Annotated in this window: 14 protein-coding genes; 4 read left to right on the top strand and 10 right to left on the bottom strand. The window is 69.8% G+C overall.

The window, feature by feature from the left end; genetic code table 11:
* Positions 1–27 precede the first annotated feature (27 nt).
* From ABN034_RS11250 to hrcA, 6 genes are all read right to left on the bottom strand, one after another.
* Entirely contained in the window at positions 28–1332 is a 1305-nt protein-coding gene (locus ABN034_RS11250) for a hemolysin family protein (RefSeq protein ID WP_502879009.1), read from the bottom strand.
* Between the two features lie 96 nt (positions 1333–1428).
* On the bottom strand, positions 1429–1896 hold the full coding sequence (gene ybeY / locus ABN034_RS11255; RefSeq protein WP_349327642.1) for an rRNA maturation RNase YbeY: 468 nt from the start codon (positions 1894–1896) through the stop codon (positions 1429–1431).
* A 157-nt stretch (positions 1897–2053) separates the two neighbouring features.
* Entirely contained in the window at positions 2054–3088 is a 1035-nt protein-coding gene (locus ABN034_RS11260; RefSeq protein WP_349690938.1) for a PhoH family protein, read from the bottom strand.
* 220 nt (positions 3089–3308) lie between these two features.
* The gene (locus ABN034_RS11265; protein ID WP_349690939.1) at positions 3309–3665 is read right to left on the bottom strand and encodes a histidine triad nucleotide-binding protein; all 357 of its coding nucleotides are present in this window, start codon (positions 3663–3665) and stop codon (positions 3309–3311) included.
* A gap of 6 nt (positions 3666–3671) precedes the next feature.
* Positions 3672–4805 carry a molecular chaperone DnaJ gene (dnaJ, locus tag ABN034_RS11270; RefSeq protein WP_349690940.1) on the bottom strand — a complete coding sequence of 378 codons (1134 nt, stop codon included), beginning with the start codon at positions 4803–4805 and terminating at the stop codon, positions 3672–3674.
* Between the two features lie 76 nt (positions 4806–4881).
* Positions 4882–5901, bottom strand: coding sequence for a heat-inducible transcriptional repressor HrcA (gene hrcA / locus ABN034_RS11275; RefSeq protein ID WP_349690941.1), 1020 nt, complete (start codon positions 5899–5901; stop codon positions 4882–4884).
* Between the two features lie 137 nt (positions 5902–6038).
* On the opposite strand from hrcA, the gene ABN034_RS11280 reads away from it, so the two are divergent.
* Together ABN034_RS11280 and ABN034_RS11285 are read left to right on the top strand one after the other, a co-directional pair.
* A complete protein-coding gene (locus ABN034_RS11280) occupies positions 6039–6893 on the top strand; it encodes an MBL fold metallo-hydrolase (RefSeq protein WP_349690942.1) in 855 nt (284 codons plus the stop codon).
* A 20-nt stretch (positions 6894–6913) separates the two neighbouring features.
* Positions 6914–7795, top strand: a complete 882-nt coding sequence (locus ABN034_RS11285) for a DUF3097 domain-containing protein (RefSeq protein ID WP_349690943.1) — start codon at positions 6914–6916, stop codon at positions 7793–7795.
* A gap of 52 nt (positions 7796–7847) precedes the next feature.
* On the opposite strand, the gene hemW is transcribed toward ABN034_RS11285, so the two are convergent.
* The 3 genes from hemW to lepA form a co-directional block, all read right to left on the bottom strand.
* Positions 7848–9098: a radical SAM family heme chaperone HemW gene (gene hemW, locus ABN034_RS11290; protein ID WP_349690944.1), complete on the bottom strand. Its 1251-nt coding sequence runs from the start codon at positions 9096–9098 to the stop codon at positions 7848–7850.
* A gap of 183 nt (positions 9099–9281) precedes the next feature.
* Positions 9282–11132, bottom strand: a complete 1851-nt coding sequence (locus tag ABN034_RS11295) for an AMP-dependent synthetase/ligase (protein ID WP_349690945.1) — start codon at positions 11130–11132, stop codon at positions 9282–9284.
* Between the two features lie 127 nt (positions 11133–11259).
* On the bottom strand, positions 11260–13221 hold the full coding sequence (lepA, locus tag ABN034_RS11300; RefSeq protein ID WP_349690946.1) for a translation elongation factor 4: 1962 nt from the start codon (positions 13219–13221) through the stop codon (positions 11260–11262).
* Between the two features lie 229 nt (positions 13222–13450).
* Here lepA and ABN034_RS11305 point away from each other — a divergent pair, with 229 nt between their 5' ends.
* Positions 13451–14419, top strand: coding sequence for a phosphotransferase (locus ABN034_RS11305; protein ID WP_349690947.1), 969 nt, complete (start codon positions 13451–13453; stop codon positions 14417–14419).
* A 354-nt stretch (positions 14420–14773) separates the two neighbouring features.
* On the top strand, positions 14774–17464 hold the full coding sequence (gene lanL, locus ABN034_RS11310) for a class IV lanthionine synthetase LanL (RefSeq protein ID WP_349690948.1): 2691 nt from the start codon (positions 14774–14776) through the stop codon (positions 17462–17464).
* 68 nt (positions 17465–17532) lie between these two features.
* On the opposite strand, the gene ABN034_RS11315 is transcribed toward lanL, so the two are convergent.
* A complete protein-coding gene (locus ABN034_RS11315) occupies positions 17533–20295 on the bottom strand; it encodes an ATP-binding protein (RefSeq protein WP_349690949.1) in 2763 nt (920 codons plus the stop codon).
* Positions 20296–20685 lie beyond the last annotated feature (390 nt).

Here is a 20685-nt window from a genome sequence, read left to right on the forward strand (position 1 = left end):
CCTGCCGGCGGAGTCGTACGCCAGTCGTCAGGTGGCCTCCGACCGCTCGGCGGCGGCCGCGCGTTCGGTTTCGTCGACCCGGGTGACGAGGATCGTCGGGATGCGGTTACGCCGACCCACCGGCCCCTCGGCGAGCAGGCGGAGGCCGTCGACGGTCACCTTGGCGCCCGGGATGGGCACCTTGTCGAGGTGCTTGGCCATCAGGCCGCCCACGCTGTCGACGTCCTCGTCGTCCAGCTCCAGGTCGAACAGCTCCCCCAGCTCGTGGATCGGTAGCCTCGAGCTGACCCGCACCGCGCCGCTGCCCAGGCGCTCCACCGCGCGCGGCTCGACGTCGTACTCGTCGGTGATCTCGCCCACGATCTCCTCGAGGATGTCCTCGATCGTCACCAGCCCCGCCGTGCCGCCGTACTCGTCCAGCACGATGGACAGGTGCGTCCGCTGCTGCTGCATCTCGCGGAGCAGCCCGTCGACCGGCTTCGAATCAGGAACGAACGCCGGCGGCCGCATCACCTGCTCCACGCGTTCGGTGGTTTCGGCCTGGCGGTTGTCGTAGACCCGTTGGGTCACGTCCTTGAGGTAGGCGACCCCCACGATGTCGTCGAGGTTCTCCCCGATCACCGGGATCCGGGAGAAACCGCTGCGCAGCGCCAGGGACATCAGCTGGCGCAGGGTCTTGTGGCGTTCGATGACGACGATGTCGGTCCGGGGGACCATCACCTCGCGGACGATCGTGTCGCCCAGCTCGAACACCGAGTGGATCATCTCCCGCTCGCCCGACTCGATCACCCGGCTGGCCTCGGCGATGTCGACCAGCTCACGGAGCTCGGCCTCGGTGGCGAACGGCCCCTCACGAAAGCCCTTCCCCGGTGTCAGCGCGTTACCGAGCAGGATCAGGAGCTTCGGCAGCGGCCCCAGCACCCGCGTCAGCCCGATCAGCAACGCCGAGGTGACCAGGGCGACCCGGTTGGCGTGCTGGCGGCCGAGCGTGCGTGGTGCGACGCCGACGACGACGTACGACACGACGATCATCACGCCGGCCGCCGTCAGAACCGCCGCCCACGTCGGTTGGACCATGCCGATGACCACCTCTGCCACGAGGATCGTCGCGGTCAGCTCACAGGCGAGGCGGAGGAACAGTGCGGTGTTGAGGTAGGGCGCGCTGTCCTCCACGAGCATGCGGACCCGCTCACCGCCCCGCCGCCCGGCCGCGACGAGACCGTCGGCACGTGACTTGGAGAACGTCGAGAGGGCGGCCTCGGCAGCGGCCAAAACGCCCGCGACGAAGACCAGGACGGCCGCGAGGACGAGAAGAACCGTGTCGCCACCCATCAGCGCCGCCGTCGTTCCGGGTCACAGTCCATCAGCGGTCACCGTCCATCAGCGCAACCGTTCATCGGGCCTCACGTCCAGGGGCGCGATCGTCCATCAGCGGCCCGCCCCCTGCCGCAGTGGCTGCCACTCGCCGAGCAACCGCGCCTGCAACGCGAACATCTCCCGATGCTCCTCCGGCTCGCCGTGGTCATAGCCGAGCAGGTGCAGGATGCCGTGCACCGTGAGCAGGTGGAGCTCATCCTCTCGCGAGTGTCCGGCATCCTTGGCCTGCCGGTCGGCCACCTGCGGACAGAGGACGACATCACCGAGCAGGCCCTGCGGCGGATCCTCGCCCTCTCGGCCCGGACGGAGCTCGTCCATCGGGAACGCCAGCACGTCGGTCGGGCCCGGCTCGTCCATCCAGCGCAGGTGATGCTCGGCCATCGTCTTCTCGTCGACGAGGACGACCGACAGCTCGGCCTGGGGGTGCACCCGCATCCGGTCGAGGGCGAACCGGGCCAGCCGGGCGAGCTCGCGTTCGTTGACGTCGATGCCGGACTCGTTGGCGATGTCGATGCTCATGGAAGGTTCACGCAGTGCCTCGGGTGGGGTTTCGAAACGACGTTCTGGTGGGGAAGAGACGGCTCGCGGGCCCGCACGGTTTCCTCCGGTCGTCAGGTCGTCGCCTCAGCTCGCGTTCGTCGGCTGGGTTCGTCAGCACGGGTCCGTCCAGGTCCCCTCAGGGCCGCAGAGGTCCGGGCTTCCGCCGGCGTACGTCGACCGGGCGCGCCCCGGTGTCGGAGTCGGAGCGCCCTTCGTAGGCGTCGTAGGCCGCGACGATCCGTCCGACCAGCTTGTGGCGTACGACATCCTGGCTGGTCAGCGAGCAGAAGTGCACGTCGTCGAGACCGGTCAGGATCTCCCGCACCACCTTCAGCCCGGAGTAGGTGCCGCCTCCCGGCAGGTCGATCTGGGTGATGTCGCCGGTGACGACCATCTTCGATCCGAACCCGAGCCTGGTGAGGAACATCTTCATCTGCTCCGGCGAGGTGTTCTGCGCCTCGTCGAGGATGATGAACGCGTCGTTAAGCGTCCTTCCCCGCATGTATGCCAGGGGCGCGACCTCGATCGTCCCGGCTGTGAGCAGCCGCGGGATCGAGTCTGGGTCGATCATGTCGTGCAGCGCGTCGTAGAGCGGCCGGAGGTACGGGTCGATCTTCTCCGACAGCGTGCCCGGCAGGAACCCGAGCCGCTCCCCCGCCTCGACCGCCGGCCGGGTGAGGATGATCCGGTTGACCTGCTTGGCCTGTAGCGCCTGGACCGCCTTCGCCATCGCGAGGTAGGTCTTGCCGGTTCCGGCCGGACCGACCGAGAACACCACGGTGTGCTCGTCGATCGCGTCGACGTAGTGCTTCTGGCCGAGCGTCTTCGGCCGGATCGTCTTGCCGCGGTTGGACAGGATGTTGAGCGTCAGGACGTCGGCCGGGCGTTCGGACTCGCGGGCCCGGAGCATCGCGATGCTGCGTTCGACCGCGTCGGAGGTGAGGCCGTGGCCGGAGCGGACGACGGCGACCAGCTCGTCGAACAGCTGCTCGACGAGGATCCGCTCATCAGGCTCCGCGACCACGGTGATCTCGTTGCCGCGGACGTGGATCTCGGCGTCGAACTCCTTCTCAGCGACCCGGAGGAACTCATCACGCGGCCCGAGCAGGCTCACCATGGAGATGCTCGACGGTACGACGATCTTGGTCTGTGACGGGGTGATCTTGCCCATGGGCGGCCTTGGTCGGCCCTCTCCTCCGTAGTCCCAACGTGCTGACACCCGGCTCCTGGCCGGTGAATCGACAGTCATGGTAGCCCGCGCGGGACCGGATGCGGACGGGTATTTCTTCCGTACTTTCCCGATCCGGGGCGATCCGACGCGATCTTCCGCCGCCAACGGCCCGGGCTCCCGCCGCCAACGGCCCGGGCTCCCGCCGCCGACGGGCGCTCTTCTAGCCCAGCTGACCGGCCATCTGCCGTCCCCCGAGAACGTGGGCGTGGCAGTGCGCGACCGCCTGACCACCCTGCTCGCCGGTGTTGAGCGCGATCCGGTAGCCGTCGTCGGCGATCCCTTCGTCCCTGGCGACCGCCACACACTCCTCGAGCAGCAGCCGGAGCAGGTGGGGAGCGGCAGCCACGACTTCGGCCACGTCGGCGTAGTGGTCCTTGGGAACGACCAGAACGTGGACGGGTGCCTGGGGGCTCACGTCGCGGAAGGCGAGGGTCCGGTCCGTCTCACGGACCTGGGTCGAGGGGATCGTGCCGGCGACGATGCCGCAGAACACACAGTCGGATGATCGTTGTGCCACGGCGGCTCAGACACCCCTGTCGTTGAAGGCGTCCCGGATCCGCGAGAAGACGCCTCGGCGTTCGGACGAGAACTGGCCGGTCGCCTTCTCCTCGTCCCTTAGCCTGGCGAGCTCGGTGAGCAGGTCCCGCTGTGCCGCGTCGAGCTTCGTCGGCGTCTCCACGACGACGTGGACGACCAGGTCACCGCGATGCGAACCGGACAGATGAGGTACGCCTCGACCGGTGACGACCAGGCGCTGCCCGGACTGCGTGCCAGGCTTGACGTCGACCTCGACGGTGTCGTTGTCGAGCGTCTCCAGCGAGATCGTCGTGCCGAGCGCCGCGGCCGTCATGGGCAGCGTCACCGAGCAGTGCAGGTCGGCGGCGCGCCGGGTCCACACCTCGTGCGGGGCGACCTGGATCTCGACATACAGGTCGCCGGCGGGACCGCCGCCGGGGCCCACCTCACCCTGGCCGGCCAGCTGGATCCGGGTGCCGTCGTCGACGCCGGCGGGGATCCGGACGGCGAGGGTACGCCGGGACAGCACCCGGCCCTCCCCCGCGCACTCAGGGCACGGGTTGGGGATGATCGTGCCGAACCCCTGGCAGCGGGGGCACGGCCGGCTCGTCATGACCTGGCCGAGGAAGGACCGTTGGACGGAGCTGATCTCGCCGCGACCCTCGCAGACCGAGCAGCTGGTGGGTGTCGTGCCTGGGGCGGCGCCCCTGCCCGAACAGCTCCCGCAGACGACGGCCGTGTCGACCTGGACCTCCTTGACGGCGCCGTACACCGCCTCGGCCAGATCGACCGAGAGGCGCAGGAGCGCGTCCTGGCCACGGCGGGTCCGGGGTCGCGGCCCGCGGGCGGTCGTGCCGCCGAAGAACGCGTCCATGATGTCCGTGAACGAGAAACCCTGCCCGAATCCCGCACCTTGTCCAGCCGCACCGAGCGGATCGCCCCCCAGGTCGTAGACCTCACGCTTCTTCGGGTCCGACAGGACCTCGTAGGCGCGGGTGACCTCCTTGAAACGCTCGTGGGTCTCCGGATCCGGGTTGACGTCAGGGTGCAGGGTGCGCGCCAGCCGGCGGTAGGCCTTCTTGATCTCCTCCGCGGACGCGTCGCGCCCGACTCCGAGGAGTTCGTAATAGTCCTGGCTCATGCTGTGGGTGGCCTCTTGCACTGACTCATTCCCTCGAGACTCATCTTCCTTAAGACCCCGCTGCCTCATTGAGAAGCTATTCCTCAGCGAGGATCTGACTGACATATCTGGCGACCGCCCGGACCGCACCCATCGTGCCCGGATAGTCCATCCGGGTGGGTCCGACGACACCCAGGTGGGCGAGTGTCTCGTCCCCAGGACCATAGCCGGTCGCGACAACGGAGGCCGCGGCCAGCTCAGCGTAGGGGTTCTCATGGCCGATCCGGACCGTGAGGCGGGAGGGAGCGGTCGACTCGCCGAGGAGCCGCAACAGCACGACGTGCTCCTCCAGCGCCTCGAGTACCGGCCGGATCGAGGAGTGGAACTCGTGCCCGAGCGGGATGAGGTTGGCGGTGCCACTGACCGCGATGCGTTCCTCCGGGCGTTCGACGAGGGTCTCGAGGAACGCCGACACGATGCTGGCGACGATCGGCTGGTCGTCGGGCGCGAACGCCTCAGGCAGGTCGACCACGAGCGACTGCACCTCGGCGAGCCGCGCCCCCATGACCGCAGCGTTGAGGCGGGCCCGGACATCGCCCAGCAGCGCGTCTTCAGGGGCCTTGCCGACGTCGACGACACGCTGCTCGACCCGGCCCGTGCTGGTGATGAGCACGATCAGCAGCCGGGTGGTGGACAGCAGCACCAACTCGACATGGCGGACGGTCGACCGGGACAAGGTGGGGTACTGCACGACCGCGACCTGGCGGGTGAGCTGGGAGAGCAGGCGTACGGTCCGGTTGACGACATCGTCCAGATCGACCGCGCCCTCGAGGAACGTCGAGATCGCCCTGCGCTCCGCGCCAGACATCGGCTTGATCGTGCTCAGCCGGTCGACGAACAGCCGGTAGCCCTTGTCCGTCGGGATCCGGCCCGCGCTCGTGTGCGGCTGGGCGATGTAGCCCTCGTCCTCCAGCGCGGCCATGTCGTTGCGGACCGTCGCGGAGGAAACGCCCAGGTGGTGCCGGTCGACAAGCGCCTTGGAACCGACCGGCTCCTCGGTGTGCACGTAGTCCTCGACGATGGCGCGGAGGACGGCCAGCTTCCGTTCGTCGAGCATGGAGCCCGCACCTCCTCGCGTCACGGTTGACCTGAGGGTGGGGCAGCGGCATGTGCCTGGCACTCCCCGAACCCGAGTGCCAGTCTACGGGGAGAGGCCCCGAATGTGCGTCCTGAGCGGATGCGAGGCTGTGGATCGTGGACACGAACACGCACGGATGGACCGAGGTCGGGCCGCGCTGCTTCGCCCGCCGCTACCCGTCGTACGACCTCACGATCGGGGCGGTCGTGGGTGCCGACGGCATCCTGGTGGTCGACACCCGGGCAAGCCTGGGCGAAGCCGACGAGTTGCGCGCTGACCTGCGTCGCCTCTCCCGCGCGCCGGTGCGCTGGGTGGTCGACACCCACTGGCACTTCGATCACTGCTTCGGCAACGCCCGGTTCGCCGACGCGGTGATCTACGGCCACGAGTCCGTGCCCGCGAGGCTCGAGGCGCGGGCCGACGGCGTGCGTGCCGAGCTCTCGGCGCGGTCCGCAGAATGGGCCACGGAGATGGCCGCACTGGAGGTGGTGCCGCCGGGACGGACCTTCGCGTCGGTCGCGATGGCCGATCTCGGCGACCGGGTGGTGGAGCTCGTGCATCCGGGACGCGGCCACACCGACGGCGACGTCGTGGTCCGGGTTCCCGACGCCGACGTGGTCTACGTGGGAGATCTCGTCGAGGAGTCCGGCCCGCCGTCGTACGGCGACGACTCGTACCCGCTCGAGTGGGGTGCGACGCTCGACGTGGTGGCGGGACTGTTGACGACGCGGACAGCGGTCGTGCCCGGGCATGGCGCTGTCGTGGACCATGCGTACGTCGGGGAGCAGCGCGGCGACCTCGTGGGCGTCGCCGGGACGATCCGCCGCCTGGTCGAGGAACGGGTGCCGATCGAGCGGGCGTGGGAGGCAGCCGAGTGGCCATGGTCGCGGGAGGCTTTGGCCGAGGCGATCCGGCGGGGGTACACACAACTGCGCGACACTCGCGGACGGCGGACACTGCCGCTCGTGTGAGGCGGCTACCCTCGCTCTCCATGGCCGGATCCTCACCTCCCGCTGACCGTTACGGACCTGACGTTCTCGAGAGCGACTGGCGGGCGCCGAAGCGCGGGCGCTCGGTCGACGTCGCCGTCGAGCCCGACATGGTGGTCGAGGACGCGACGACCGGCTTCTGCGGCGCGGTCGTCGGCATCGAACGCACACTCGTGGTGCTCGAGGACCGGTTCGGCGCCCGGCGAAGCTATCCGTACGGGCCCGGGTTCCTGCTGGAAGGGCGGCCGGTCGTTCTGCGTCCGCCGGCCACGGGAGCCTCGGCGGCGGGTGGACCACGGCGCACGGCGTCAGGGTCGATCGCGGTCTCGGGTGCGCGGGCCCGCGTCGCCCGGGCGAGCCGGATCTACGTCGAGGGCCGCCACGACGCCGAGTTGGTCGAGAAGGTCTGGGGCGACGACCTGCGGATCGAAGGCGTCGCGGTGGAGTACCTCGAAGGAGTCGACGACCTCGCGAGTGTGGTCACCGAGTTCGCGCCCGATGCCGACCAGCGGCTCGGCGTGCTCGTCGACCACCTGGTGCCTGGCAGCAAGGAGAGCCGGATCGCCGCGGAGGTGGCGGCCGGGCCGTTCGGTGCGTACGTGCTCGTCGTCGGGCATCCGTTCGTGGACATCTGGCAGGCCGTACGCCCAGAGCGGCTGGGGCTCGACGCCTGGCCACGGATTCCGCGGGCGACACCCTGGAAGCACGGGATCTGCGCGGCACTGGGGTGGCCGCACGCCGAGCAGGCGGACATCGCGCAGGCCTGGCGACGGATCCTGGGAGGTGTCCGGACCTACCGCGACCTCGAGCCGGCACTGTTGGGTCCGGTGGAGCAGCTCATCGACTTCGTGACCGTGGGCGGTCCGGCGGACGCTGCTTCGTGATCACCGCGCCGAAACCGGGCACGTCGCCGGGGGCGGTCGTCAGGTGCGGTCGTCAGGTGCGGGCCGGCTCTGTGCTCCACCCCAGCAGATCGCGTACGACCGCGTCGGCAAGGAGGCGACCTCGACTGGTGAGCACGGCGCGACCGGCGGCCAGAGCTGAGGCCTCCAGCAGGTCGTCAGCGGCCGCTCGCTGGGCGGTCTCGACGCCTTCTGGTCCGAGGACGTCGAGGGCGAGGCCGGCTGCGAGGCGGAGTTCCAGCATGATCCGTTCGACCCTCCGGTCGGCCGGGTCGAGGGTTTCGCGGGCGTGCGCGGGGCTCGCGGCGGCGGCGAGGCGTTCGGCGTATGTCAAGGGATGCTTGACGTTCCACCAGCGGACCCCGCCGACGTGGCTGTGCGCGCCGGGACCGACGCCCCACCAGTTGCCGCCGGTCCAGTAGAGGAGATTGTGGCGGCAGCGGGCGTCGTCAGACCGGGCCCAGTTCGACACCTCGTACCACGAGAAGCCTGCCCTGCTGAGGGTTTCGTCGGCTTGCAGGTAGCGGTCGGCCAGGACGTCATCGTCCGTGGCGGCGAGCACACCACGGCGGATCTGGCCGGCCATCCGGGTGCCCTCTTCGATGATGAGGGAGTACGCCGAGATGTGGTCGGCACCGGCGGCGACGGCCGCGTCAAGGCTGGCTTGCCAGTCGTCGTCACTCTCGCCCGGCGTGCCGTAGATGAGGTCGAGGTTGACGTGTGCGAATCCCGCGGCCCGTGCGTCGGAGACGCATTCTTCTGGGCGGCCGGGTGTGTGCTGCCGGTCGAGCGTCGCGAGCACGTGTGGACGGGCACTCTGCATGCCGAACGAGATCCGGGTGAATCCCTGCGTACCCAGGCGTTCGAGGGAAGAATCGTCGACCGACTCGGGGTTGGCTTCGGTCGTCACCTCGGCGTCGGGGGCGAGGCCGAACTCGGCGTCGACGCTCCGCAGGACCCGGCCGAGGTCCTCCGGCGGGAGGAGGGTCGGCGTGCCGCCTCCCACGAAGACGGTCGAGACGAGAACGTCGGCATCACCGAGGACCTTGCGGGCAAGCCGGACCTCGTTGATCGCCGCGTCGGCGTACGACGTGCGGGAGGCACCGGGCGCCGTTCCGAGCTCGTCGGCCGTGTAGGTGTTGAAATCGCAGTAACCGCACCGGGTCGCGCAGAACGGCACGTGAACGTAGATCCCGAACGGTCGCGCGGCGATCTCCGCGAGGGCTGGCCCCGGAAGAGCTCCGTCCGCGGGAGCCGGATCGCCGTCGGGCAATGTGGAAGGCACCCACCCATTGTCCGTCGTCCGCATTTTGGCGGCCCTTGGTGCGGCCGGCAGCCTGGACGATGCACGCCAAGTCCCCACGATGCATGCCGAATTTGCCGCGCATTGTGGAGAATGATCACGTATGTGTGATCATTCCCGCCTACGGCGACGGCGGGACTGGCGGACCTCAGGAGGAGCCGGGCCTCAGGCGTAGAAGGAGTCGAGGATCTCGGCGTAGCGGGTCTCGACGGCCTTGCGGCGAAGCTTCAGGCTCGGCGTCATCTCGCCGTCCTCGACGGTGAGGTCATGGTCGAGGATCGCGAACTGCTTGATGGTCTCCCACCGGTTGAGCTTGGCGTTGAGTTGGTCGATGTAGCCCTGCACCATCGCCCGCGCGGCGTCCGAGCCGACGATCTCGGCGTACGCCCGCCCTTCGAGCCCGTTCTCGGCCGCCCAGCCAACGATCGCGTCGGGATCGAGGGTCACCAGCGCTGAGGTGAAGTTGCGGTTCTCTCCATGGACGACGATCTGGCTGGCATAGGGGCAGAACGCCTTGAACGCCGCCTCGATGAGCTGGGGCGCGATGTACTTCCCGCCAGAGGTCTTGAACAGGTCCTTCTTGCGGTCGGTGATGCGAAGGACCCCGCCCTCCTCGAGCTGGCCGATGTCTCCGGTGTGGAACCAGCCGTCGGCGTCGAGAACCTCGTCGGACAGCTCCGGCATGTTGTGGTAACCCCGCATCACGCCCGGCCCCTTGACCAGAACCTCGCCGTCGTGGGCGATGCGCAGCTGGGTTCCCGGGAATGCCGGCCCGACCGTGCCGAACTTGAACCTGCCCGGCAGGTTGACACACGTCGCCGCACTGGTCTCGGTCAGGCCGTAGCCCTCCACGATGAGGATGCCCGCCGCGTGGAACCACTCCGCGATGTCGCGGCTCAACGCGGCCGCGCCGGAGACGAAGAAGCGCAGCCGCCCACCGAAGCGTTGCTGGATCTTGCTGAACACCAGTCGGTCGGCCAGTGTGTACTGCACGGCGAGCAGTCCCGAGGGCTCTTTGCCCTGCTGGCGCAGCGCCGACACCTTGCGGCCGACGTCGAACGCCCAGGCGAAGAGCTTGGCCTTGATACCGCCCTCCTGCTCCACCGTCGACACGATCCGGCCATGGGCCTTCTCGAAGATCCGTGGTGCGGCGCCCACGAAGGTCGGGCGGACGACGGCGAGGTTCTCGATGATCTTGTCGACCCGGCCGTCGACCGCCGTCGGGAACCCGATCTGCAGCTGCGCTGTCAAGAGCACCTTGCCGAACGAATGGGCAAGGGGAAGCCAGAGGTACTGCAGATCGTCAGGGCGCAGGATCTGCACGGCGTCGACTGCGGCGCCCTCATAGGTCCAGCAGTCGTGGGTCAGCCGGACCCCCTTGGGCTTGCCGGTCGTTCCGGACGTGTAAATCAACGTCGCCAGGCTGTCCGGACCGATCGCGGCGGCAGCCTCGTCGATCGCGGTGGGGTGCTCGGCGAGGTAGTCCTTGCCGCGCTCCTCCAGTTCGGCGAGGGTGATCACGTCGTCGGCCTCGTCGGCACTCCCGGCGAAGGTCACGATCATGGTCAGCTCGGACAGTTTCGAGCGATGCTCGCGAACTTTCTTGACCTGCTCGTCGTTCTCGGCGAAGACGATCCGGCTGCGCGAGTCGCCGAGGATGTACGCCACCTCGCTGGAGGTGGTCGTGGGATAGATGGTCGTCGTCGCGGCGCCGGCACACATGATCGCGAAGTCGGCCAGGATCCACTCGTAGCTCGTGGCGGCGGCGATCGCCACCCGTTCCTCCGGCTCGATGCCGAGCGCGATGAGGCCGGCGGCCAGCCGCCGTACGCGGTCACCGGTCTGCTGCCAGGTCGCGGACTCCCAACGGTCACCGACCGGGTATCGGTAGGCCTCCACCTCGGGCGTGCTCGCGATCCGGTCGAGGATCATCCGCGCGACCGTGGGTGCGCGGTCGTCGACCTTCGACTGGTCAGGCTGGGCTGGATTCGTACCCCAGATCAGGTCACTGGTCATCGCAGGCCTCCGCCTCAATTCCGCAGTCGTACCGATGGCTCGCCCGACGGCCCCGAGCGGGCTCACTCCACCGTAGTGAGTGGCACCGGGCTGTGGCACGTTCGGCACAGAATAGCCAGGCTGAGGCCTATTTCTTGCCGGAACTCGACCCTGCCTTGGCCGAACCCGACCCGGGACCGTCCGTGGTCGACAGTGCGGCGACGAACGCCTCCTGAGGAACCTCCACCCGGCCGACCATCTTCATCCGCTTCTTGCCCTCTTTCTGGCGTTCGAGCAGCTTGCGCTTGCGGGTGATGTCACCGCCGTAGCACTTCGCCAGAACGTCCTTGCGGATGGCCCGGATGGTCTCACGGGCGATGATCCGCGACCCGACCGTCGCCTGGATCGGCACCTCGAACTGCTGCCGCGGGATCAGCTCACGGAGCTTCTGGGCCATCGTGACGCCGTAGGAATAGGCCTTGTCCTTGTGGACGATCGCGCTGAAGGCGTCGACGGTCTCGCCCTGGAGCAGGATGTCGACCTTCACCAGGTCGGCGGCCTGCTGACCAGTGGGTTCGTAGTCGAGGGAGGCGTACCCGCGGGTCTTGCTCTTCAGGGCATCGAAGAAGTCGAAGACGATCTCCGCCAGCGGCAGGGTGTAGCGCATCTCCACCCGGTCCGCCGACAGGTAGTCCATGCCCTGCAGCTGCCCCCGCCGCGACTGGCACAGCTCCATCACCGCGCCGATGAAGTCGGCCGGCGTGAGGATCGTCGCCCGCACGACCGGCTCGTGCACCTCTGCCACCTTGCCCTTCGGCGCCGCCCCCTGCTTCGACGTCACCCCCACACCCGACGGGAACTCACTCGGGTTGGTCACGACGTGCTCGCTGCCGTCCTCCATGACCACGCGGTAGACGACGTTGGGGGCGGTCGAGATGAGGTCGAGGTCGAACTCGCGTTCCAGGCGTTCGCGGACGATCTCCATGTGCAGCAGGCCGAGGAAGCCGCAGCGGAAGCCGAAGCCCAGCGCGCCGGAGGTCTCCGGTTCGTACAGCAGAGCGGCGTCGTTGAGCTGAAGCTTGTCGAGTGCCTCGCGCAGGTCGGTGTACTCGTCGCCGTCGACCGGGTAGAGGCCGGCATAGACCATCGGGTTGGGGTGGCGGTACCCGGCGAGCGCCTTCGTCGCGGGGTTGCTCGTGACCGTCACCGTGTCACCGACACGGGACTGCCGCACCTCCTTCACCCCGGTCATGATGTAGCCGACCTCTCCGACCCCGAGCGACGGTGACTTCTTCGGCTCGGGCGAGATGACGCCGACCTCGAGGGTGTCGTGGGACGCCTTCGTCGACATCATCAGGACCCGCTCGCGGTTGGCGATGCTGCCGTCGATCACGCGGATGTAGGTGACGACCCCGCGGTAGGTGTCGTAGACCGAGTCGAAGATCAGCGCCCGGGGCGGCGCGTCGGCGTCGCCCTTCGGCTGCGGCACCTGGGCGACGATCTCGTTGAGGAGGTGCTCGACGCCTTCGCCTGTCTTGGCGGAGACGCGCAGCACGTCGCTCTCGTCGCAGCCGATGATGCCGGCGAGTTCCGCGGCGTACTTGTCCGGCTGCGCGGACGGCAGGTCGATCTTGTTGAGCACCGGGATGATGTGCAGGTCGGCGTCGAGCGCGAGGTAGAGGTTGGCGAGCGTCTGCGCCTCGATCCCCTGCGCGGCGTCGACCAGCAGCACCGCACCCTCGCAGGCGGCGAGCGACCGCGACACCTCGTAGGTGAAGTCCACGTGGCCGGGCGTGTCGATGAGGTTCAGGACGTACGACGTGTCCGCGTGGGCACCCGCACTCGCCCGGAACGGCAGGCGTACGGCCTGGCTCTTGATCGTGATCCCGCGCTCGCGCTCGATGTCCATCCGGTCGAGGTACTGCGCCCGCATGGCCCGCCCTTCGACCACGCCGGTGAGCTGGAGCATCCGGTCGGCCAGCGTCGACTTGCCGTGGTCGATGTGGGCGATGATGCAGAAGTTCCGGATGAGCGCCGGATCGGTCTCGCCGGGCTGCGGGATGGTGCCGGGAACTGGCCCGGACCTGGAAGGCAGAGAAGCAGCGGGCACGGACGGTCCATTCGAGTGTGGATGGGGGTCGCTCCTCATCATCCCATGCCCGGACAACGGGCCCGGCGCTCACGGCGTGCTTCGGCGATGATCGACACCGGACGAATCGGACAGGTCGGCTGCAGGCGGCCCGGAATCGCCCTCGATCAACCGACACTGCGCTGGCAGACGACGCGCGTCGACCGAGAAATGCGTTGTCGGTGTCCGGAGGGTTTGTCAGCATCGACGGATGTCCTCCCTGCCGGGCACCAATCCGTCCGCTGCTCCGACCCGGGCAGCTGGCGTGCGGATCTCCTACGACGAGGTACCGGCCCCGGTCCGCCGGTGGGTCGAGCGCGAGCTCGGATCCCCGGTCGTCTCCGCGTCGACCCAGAGCGGTGGCTTCTCCCCCGGCGCGGCCGCCCGGCTGGTGACCGCCGACGGGCGGCGCGGATTCGTCAAGGCCGTGGGCGGTGCACTCAACCCCGACAGCCCAGGCCTGCTGCGTCGGGAGCGCACGACGATGGAGGCCGTGCCCGCGTTGCCGTGGACGCCGCGTATGCGGTCGGCCTACGACGACGGCGACTGGATCGCCCTGCTCTTCGACGACATCGAGGGGCGGGAGCCGGCGCACCCCTGGACGGCTGAGGACACCGACCTCGTGTTCGGCGCTCTCGCCGATCTCACGGCGGCGCTCACGCCGACACCCTGGCCCGAGGCCCCGGACCTGAGCGACGCCGGCATCTTCCGTGGCGGCTGGGCCGTTCTTCAGGAGTCGCCACCCGCCGACCTCGACCCGTGGGCGGTGGCACGCCTCGACCTGCTGCGGGAGTACCAGCAGCGGGCCCGGGCCGCCGTTGTCGGCGAGTCCCTCGTGCACTGGGACATCCGCGCCGACAACGTACTCATCACCGATGCGGGAGTCGTGTTCGTCGACTGGGCGTGGGCCGCACGGGGCGCCGGCTGGGTCGACACCGCGCTCGCGGCACTCGACCTCGTGATCAGCGGTTCGAGCGTCGACGTCGACAACCTGCTCAGCCGGCACCCCTGCACCAGGGACGCGGATCCTCTCGACGTCACCGCCCTCCTCGCCACCGTGACGGGCGCTCTCACTGAAAGGTCCCGGGCACCGGTTCCACCGGGGCTGCCGACGATCCGTGACTACCAGCGCGTGGTGGCCGATGCCCTGACGGCGTGGATCCGCCGACGCATGTCCTGACGACGGTCCGCAAGCATTCGTTGCCGCGTCGAGATCCGGGCGGGCTTGCGCGCAGATGTGCGCGCTTGGTAGTGATATGCGTACGCATTGTGCAGGTCCGCGCGGCAGGGGGTATCGGTGGGGGGAACAGCGGAAGCGGTCCAGCGTGCCTTCAACGCCTTGACCGGCCACGGCACGGCGACCTTCCGGCATGCAGCTACCGGCCCCGCCCCGTCAACGTGCCCAACCACATCCACCGGCCCAACCACATCCACCGGCCCAACCACATCATCCGGCCCAGCCACATCCGGCTCGGACCGCCCTGGCGTCCCGAACGCGTCCGGCTGCGCGGATGAGCCCGGGCCCACCGACCTCGTGCACCCCGTCCGTGAACTCCTTGGCGAGGGCGACTGGGACTTCCGCATCGACCCGCGGTGGTGTGCCGTCGTGCCAGCTGGCCACCAGGTGCGGACCCACGGCTGGTTAATCCACCTGTCGGCGACACCGGCCTCGGCAACCTCCGTGCTCGCCCACGCCGTCCCGGTACTCCGCGAGCATCGCGTGGCCTTCCGGTTCGCGGTGAGCACCGACGCCGTTGGCTGGCTGACCGGCGGGGACTGTGACCCACGGGTCAGCGGCAGGTTCCTCACCGTGTATCCCCACGACGACGCGGAGGCCCCCCACCTCGCGACTGCACTCCACGCCGCGACCGCTGGGCTCCCCGGCCCGCGGATCATGGCCGACCGCCCCGTACGCTCCGGCAGCCTGGTGCACTATCGCTATGGCCGCTTCGAGGATGCATACGACCTCGACGATGACGGCGTCCTGCGTCCGGTCGACCTCGACGCGGTGGCAGAGCTCGATCCTCCGTCGCCGGTCCATGCGATCCCGCACATCCAGCCGGGGACGGTGCTGCACGGGCGGTTCGTCCTGCGGCGGACCCTCGACCAGACCGTCACCGGTGGCCGCTATCTCGCCCTCGACCGTACGAACGATCGCGAGGTACTCGTCAAGCACGCCCGCGCGCACGCCGGCGGCGACCACACCGGTGCCGACGCGCGTGAACGCCTCCAGCTCGAAGCAGCGGCCCTGCGGCACCTCGCCGGTGAGGTGCCGGTCCCCCGGGTGTTCGAGGTGTTCGACCAGGACGGCGACCGGTTCCTCACCACCGAGCACCCGCCGGGGCGGCCGTTCCTCGACTGGGTACACGCGACTCACCGCGAAGCGGTCGTCACTCCGACCGGTCACATCTTGCTGATGGCGCGGCGGCTGGTCGCGCTCGTCGCCGGCGTCCACGCCGCAGGCATCGTACTCCGGAACCTGAGCCCTGGCAGCGTGCTCGTGGCACCCAACGGTGCGTTGACGCTCGTCGACCTGGAGGCCGCCGTTCCCGCGGGGCAGCCGGCTCCGCCTCCCTGGCCCTCCAGCTACCTGGCACCCGAGTGCCGTGACCCGCGCCAGGTGGTTGGCGTGGACGGATCGCTCACCGCGACCGTGGCCGAGGACCTGTGGAGCCTCGGTGCGCTGTTCTTCCTCCTCGCCACCGGAACCGAACCCGACCTGCCTCTCGACGTACCCGCGGACCGGCCGATCCGGGACCGGCTGGCCGCCTGGCTCACGGTCGTGGCGCGGGACCACCCCTCCGCGGCGGTCGTCGCGCCACCGCTCCTCGGCCTCCTCGCCACGGCGCCCGACTGCCGGTGGAGCCTGTCGCGGGTGGAGAAGTACCTCGCGTCGCCCGAGCGGCGGTCCACCGGGGCAGGCGGTCACTCCGGCGTTCGCCTGCCCACGGTCGCGCAGTTGGTCAGCGACGGGCTCGACCATCTGCGGGATGCCGCCGCGGTACCGCCAGACAGTGACATCAGGGCCGACCCGACCGACCGGACCGACAGCGGGACCGACGTACGAACCGACCCCGGAACTGTGCGACATGGCGCGGCAGGTGTCCTGGGCACGCTGATCCAGGCGTCCACGAGCGCCCGTGACCAGGATCGGCTGCTGGCGGCCATCCGAGACGTGTCCACCCGGTTGGTCGCGCATCGCCCGCCGGGTCAGTCCGGGCGTGCGCTGCCGGGCCTCCTCACCGGGCGCGCCGGCACGGCCTGGGCGCTGGCCGACGCCGGTGTCGCACTCGACGATCCCGCGCTGGTGGCCGAGGCGCGCGCCATGGTCTCGTCCCTGCCGACCGACTGGCCGCTCCCGGGAGTCGCCCACGGACTCGCCGGGGCCGGGCTCGCCCACCTGCACATCGGCCGGCTCACGGGCGACGAGGAACTGCTCGACCGCGCACAGGGCTACGCCGACACGGTCGTCGCGGCAGCGCAACTCGGCGCTCACGGCCCGCTCTGGCCGGTCCCCGCCGACGCCCGATCCGCGCTCGCCGGCAGCTGTCACTACGGGTTCGCCCACGGGGTCGCCGGGATCGGCTACTTCCTGCTCCTCATGGCACACGAGACCGGCGACGAGTCGTACGCCAAGGTTGCCGTGGCGGCCGGCCACACTCTCTGCGAGGCCGCGACGACCGACACCGACGGGGCCGCCTGGTGGCCGGCAGGCCCGGACCATCCGGCACCCTCGCCACACCGATCCGCAGGACCGGCGGGGATCGGGACCTTCCTGCTACGCCAGTACGCCGTCACCGGCGAGCCAGGCATCGGTGCGTACGCCGTGGCGGCCGCGGTCGCCGTGCACAAGGCCAGGTGGCGGGTTCGGTCCGACGGCTGCCACGGCCTGGCAGGCAGCGGGCACTACCTGCTGGATGCCGCCCAGGTACTCGGCGACGACACCTACCGGACGTGGGCCGGCGAGGTGGCGGAGGCGATGGCCGTCCGGCACTGCCGGCGGGCGGGCAGGCTCCTCGTCCCAGACCAGGTGGCCCCACCGGTCAGCACCGGCGTCGCCAACGGCGGCGTTCGCAATGCCGGCACCGGTGGGGAGACCGACGTGGCCGACAGCGTGTCGTTCCTGCTCCGTCTCCTTCGGGGCGGACCGCGCCCCTGGATGGTCGACGGCTGCCTGGCGGACCGTGCGCTGGAGATCGCTGGTGAGGACGTGCGGCGGTCCTAGGGCGTCCTACTGAGGGACCCGCTCACGGACACGCCCACCGTCACCATGCTGGAGCCGGCGCGCGCACCTTACGTGTCGTCGCGGGCCGGTGGGACGACCTGGCTGATCGCGCTGGAGACCTCGGTACGAGAGAAGACGCCGAGCTTGTGCAGGATGTTGGACACGTGCACGGCGACGGTCCTGGGAGAGATGTAGAGACGCTGGGCGAGTTCGGTGTTGGTGAGGCCCTCCGCGACGAGGAGCGCAACTTCGCGTTCGCGCCTGGTCAGTGCCGCCACGCCGCTGACCGCGGAACGGTCGTCCGTGGGCGCCAGGTCCAGCTGGGCACGTAGCTGGTCGAGCTGAGCCACCCGCCAACCGCCCCACCGGGCGAGCAGATCGGTGGCCGCGGTGACCTGCTGGACGGCCGCGTCACGCTTGCCGAGCGTGAGCAGGCAACGGGCGGCGCCGACGTGGGCAGTACCCCGGATCGACGGCAGCATGGCGAACGACTCCGACACCTCGAGGTAGCCGGCGAGTGCCGCGGCGGTCTCCCCCTGCGCTTCGCCGACCTGCGCCTCCGCCAACGTCCGCTCGTCGTCCCGGACGTCGCCCCCGAGCAGCGCGCGGCTCATCCGTACGACCTGCGACAGCGGCAGGCCGACGGAGAACGCCGCCGAGATCAGGTCGTGCGCCTGCTCACCGCTGCGCCATGGCTGTTCGGCGAGCGCCACGAAGATCTCGTCCAGGTGCCGCTCGGCGGTGGCGAGTTCACCGCGCCGGCAGGCGACATGGAACGCGAGGCCGGGGATGGTGATGCCCGAGAACGCGGCCTCCGTGCGCAGCTCGGCGATGATGTCGTCGACGCAGGCGAGTTCGCCGGCCTCGAGATACAGCCCGGCCAGGAAGACCGCGTGATGGTCGGCCCGACGTCGGCCGCGGAGGTACCCGCGGTCCCGGTTCCGGCCCTGTTCCAACGTCGCGATCGCCGCGTCCAGATTGCCCTCACGCATCGCCAACCGCGCCCGACCCTGGAAGTACGCCGCGACCGCGAGAGACTCGAAACCGGCCCGTTCGGCGTCGACGCGCATGCGTTCCAGCATGTCGGCGTGCTCGCTCGGCGACGCCGGCGGAACATCATGAACGAGGTAGTTCAACGCTCGGGCGGCGAGTACCCACTCACCCAGCTTCTCCGCCTCGTCGACGAGCCCTGCCAGTATCATGCGGCCCTCTTCGTTGGTCACCGACCGGTCGGACAGCGCGGAGCCCTTCTCGACCAAGGCGGCCAGGCGCACGCGCGGTAGATCGAACTCGCCGGCCAGCGCCAGAGCCCGATCCGCCCACTCCACCGCGGCGTCGAGGTCGTCTCGGAGCTCGGCCGACTGGGCCACCGCCGTCATCGCCCGGGCCTGGATCGCACCGGGCGGCAGCTGCGCGACGAGTTGCTCGACCTCGTGGGTCAACGTCTCCATCTCGCGGGTCTGGTCGGACTCCCAGGCCAGGCGGATCAACAGGTACAACGCATCGGCGCGGTCGCTTGCCGTCGACGCCAGGTCCCGCCACCGGCGGGCGTAGCCCACGGCGTCGTCAAGAAGGCCGGCAAGCCAGGCGGCCTGGGCCGCCGCAGCAAGCAGCTCCGCGTCGTCACCCACCTCGTCCATGCCCACCTCGGCGAGCTGCAGAGCCTGGAACGCCGATCCGATCGACAGGTAGAGCGCCGCACCACGACGGGCCGCCTCGACCATGTCGTCGTACCGTCCGGCGGCACGTGCGTGGCGGGCAATCATCGCGGGATCAGATCCACCGGTGGCGAGCAGAACCTCGAGTGCGGCCTCATGCAACCGTCGCTGCTGCCGGCCGAGCAACTGCCCGGAGATCGCCTCGCGGACCAGGGCGTGGCGGAAGCTGAACTCGTCATCGCTGGACTCGACGAGGACACCTCGGGCGACGAGCCCGCGCAGCGCCGTGATCAGCTCGTCCTCGTCCGCACCGGTCACGGCGGCAAGCAGGTCGAACGGCACCCGATGACCGAGTACGGCGGCAGCCTCCACGATGCGCTGGTCGCGCGGCTCCAGGTCGTCGACCTGCCGCCGGAGCACCTCCGAGAGGCTCCACGGCAGCGGGCTCTCGCACAGTGACGCGAGATCGTCCCCGGTGTGGCCCCGGATGAGCTCCTCGAGGAAGAACGGGTTGCCGCCCGTGCGCTGGTGCAACGCCGCCACCGAGCGATAGGGAACCGGCGCGCCCGCCACGGAAGCGAGCAGCGCGGCCGTGTCCGACTCACCGAACCGCTCGAGCGCCACGTGGGCGACCGTGTGCCGGCGTTCCAACCGGCCAAGAAGCCCGGCGACCGGATGGCGGCTCGTCACCTCGTCCGGGCGGTACGTCCCGATCAGCAGTCGCGGCCCGGTCTGGCCGGCGATCCGCTCGAAAAGCGCCGCGCTCTCGGAGTCGGCCCAGTGCAGGTCCTCGAAGACGATGACGGCCCGCCGGTCGCCGACAAGCTCGTTCACGATGGCGAGGCCGGCGTGCAGGCGCTCCACCGGACTGCGCGCGGGCTCGGCCAGTGCGTCCAGGAGATCCTCCTTGACGCCTGGACGACCGTCCACCGCGTCCAACAGCACTTCGTACGGGCGGGCCAGTGAGCCGGGCTCGGCGCGCCCCACCAGCACGACCGGATCGGCGGAAAGGCCGGCCAGCAGCTCGTGGATCAGCCGCGTCTTGCCGATGCCCGGCTCGCCCGCGACGATCGCCACCTGCGGGTGACTGGACGCCGCGAGCTGCTGGAGTTGGCGCAGCTCGCGGTCACGTCCCACCATCACCGCGCTGGCGCCGCCGCGCGCTCTCTGCACGGCGTCAGGCTACCGCCAGCAGAAGGAGCGCTACCGGCCACAGCGCCGGCCCTGGCCCCGTCCGGCGCCGGCACGTTGCCCCACGTGTCGGCTTGTTTCCTGCGTGCCTTGCGTGCCTTTCGTGCTTGACGAGCAATCGCCAGGAGCCGGCGGCGATCCGCTTCGGCGATCAGTGCCTGGTGACGCTCGTGCGCGACGGTCAAGCTGAAAGCTGGATGACCGAACATCGTTGTCTCCCTCGTCTTTTCTCTTGTCTCGTTGGTGTCTCCATCCTTGGTTGGCGAGGAGCTTCCGACATCCGCAGCGGTGACGTATCTTTCCCGCCGCGGTGGAACGTAGATGCGCCTAGGCAGGTGCGTACGTATGCCTAGTCGGACACGTCGTGGTGGG

This window comes from Actinopolymorpha sp. B11F2 (assembly GCF_040195635.1).
GTDB lineage: Bacteria > Actinomycetota > Actinomycetes > Propionibacteriales > Actinopolymorphaceae > Thermasporomyces.

Bases quoted from the DNA above. Each gene is read 5' to 3' on its own strand.
- ABN034_RS11250 (WP_502879009.1), bottom strand. From the start codon at position 1,332: ATGGGTGGCGACACGGTTCTTCTCGTCCTCGCGGCCGTCCTGGTCTTC.
- ybeY (WP_349327642.1), bottom strand. From the start codon at position 1,896: ATGAGCATCGACATCGCCAACGAGTCCGGCATCGACGTCAACGAACGC.
- ABN034_RS11260 (WP_349690938.1), bottom strand. From the start codon at position 3,088: ATGGGCAAGATCACCCCGTCACAGACCAAGATCGTCGTACCGTCGAGC.
- dnaJ (WP_349690940.1), bottom strand. From the start codon at position 4,805: ATGAGCCAGGACTATTACGAACTCCTCGGAGTCGGGCGCGACGCGTCC.
- hrcA (WP_349690941.1), bottom strand. From the start codon at position 5,901: ATGCTCGACGAACGGAAGCTGGCCGTCCTCCGCGCCATCGTCGAGGAC.
- ABN034_RS11285 (WP_349690943.1), top strand. From the start codon at position 6,914: ATGGCCGGATCCTCACCTCCCGCTGACCGTTACGGACCTGACGTTCTC.
- ABN034_RS11295 (WP_349690945.1), bottom strand. From the start codon at position 11,132: ATGACCAGTGACCTGATCTGGGGTACGAATCCAGCCCAGCCTGACCAG.
- ABN034_RS11305 (WP_349690947.1), top strand. From the start codon at position 13,451: ATGTCCTCCCTGCCGGGCACCAATCCGTCCGCTGCTCCGACCCGGGCA.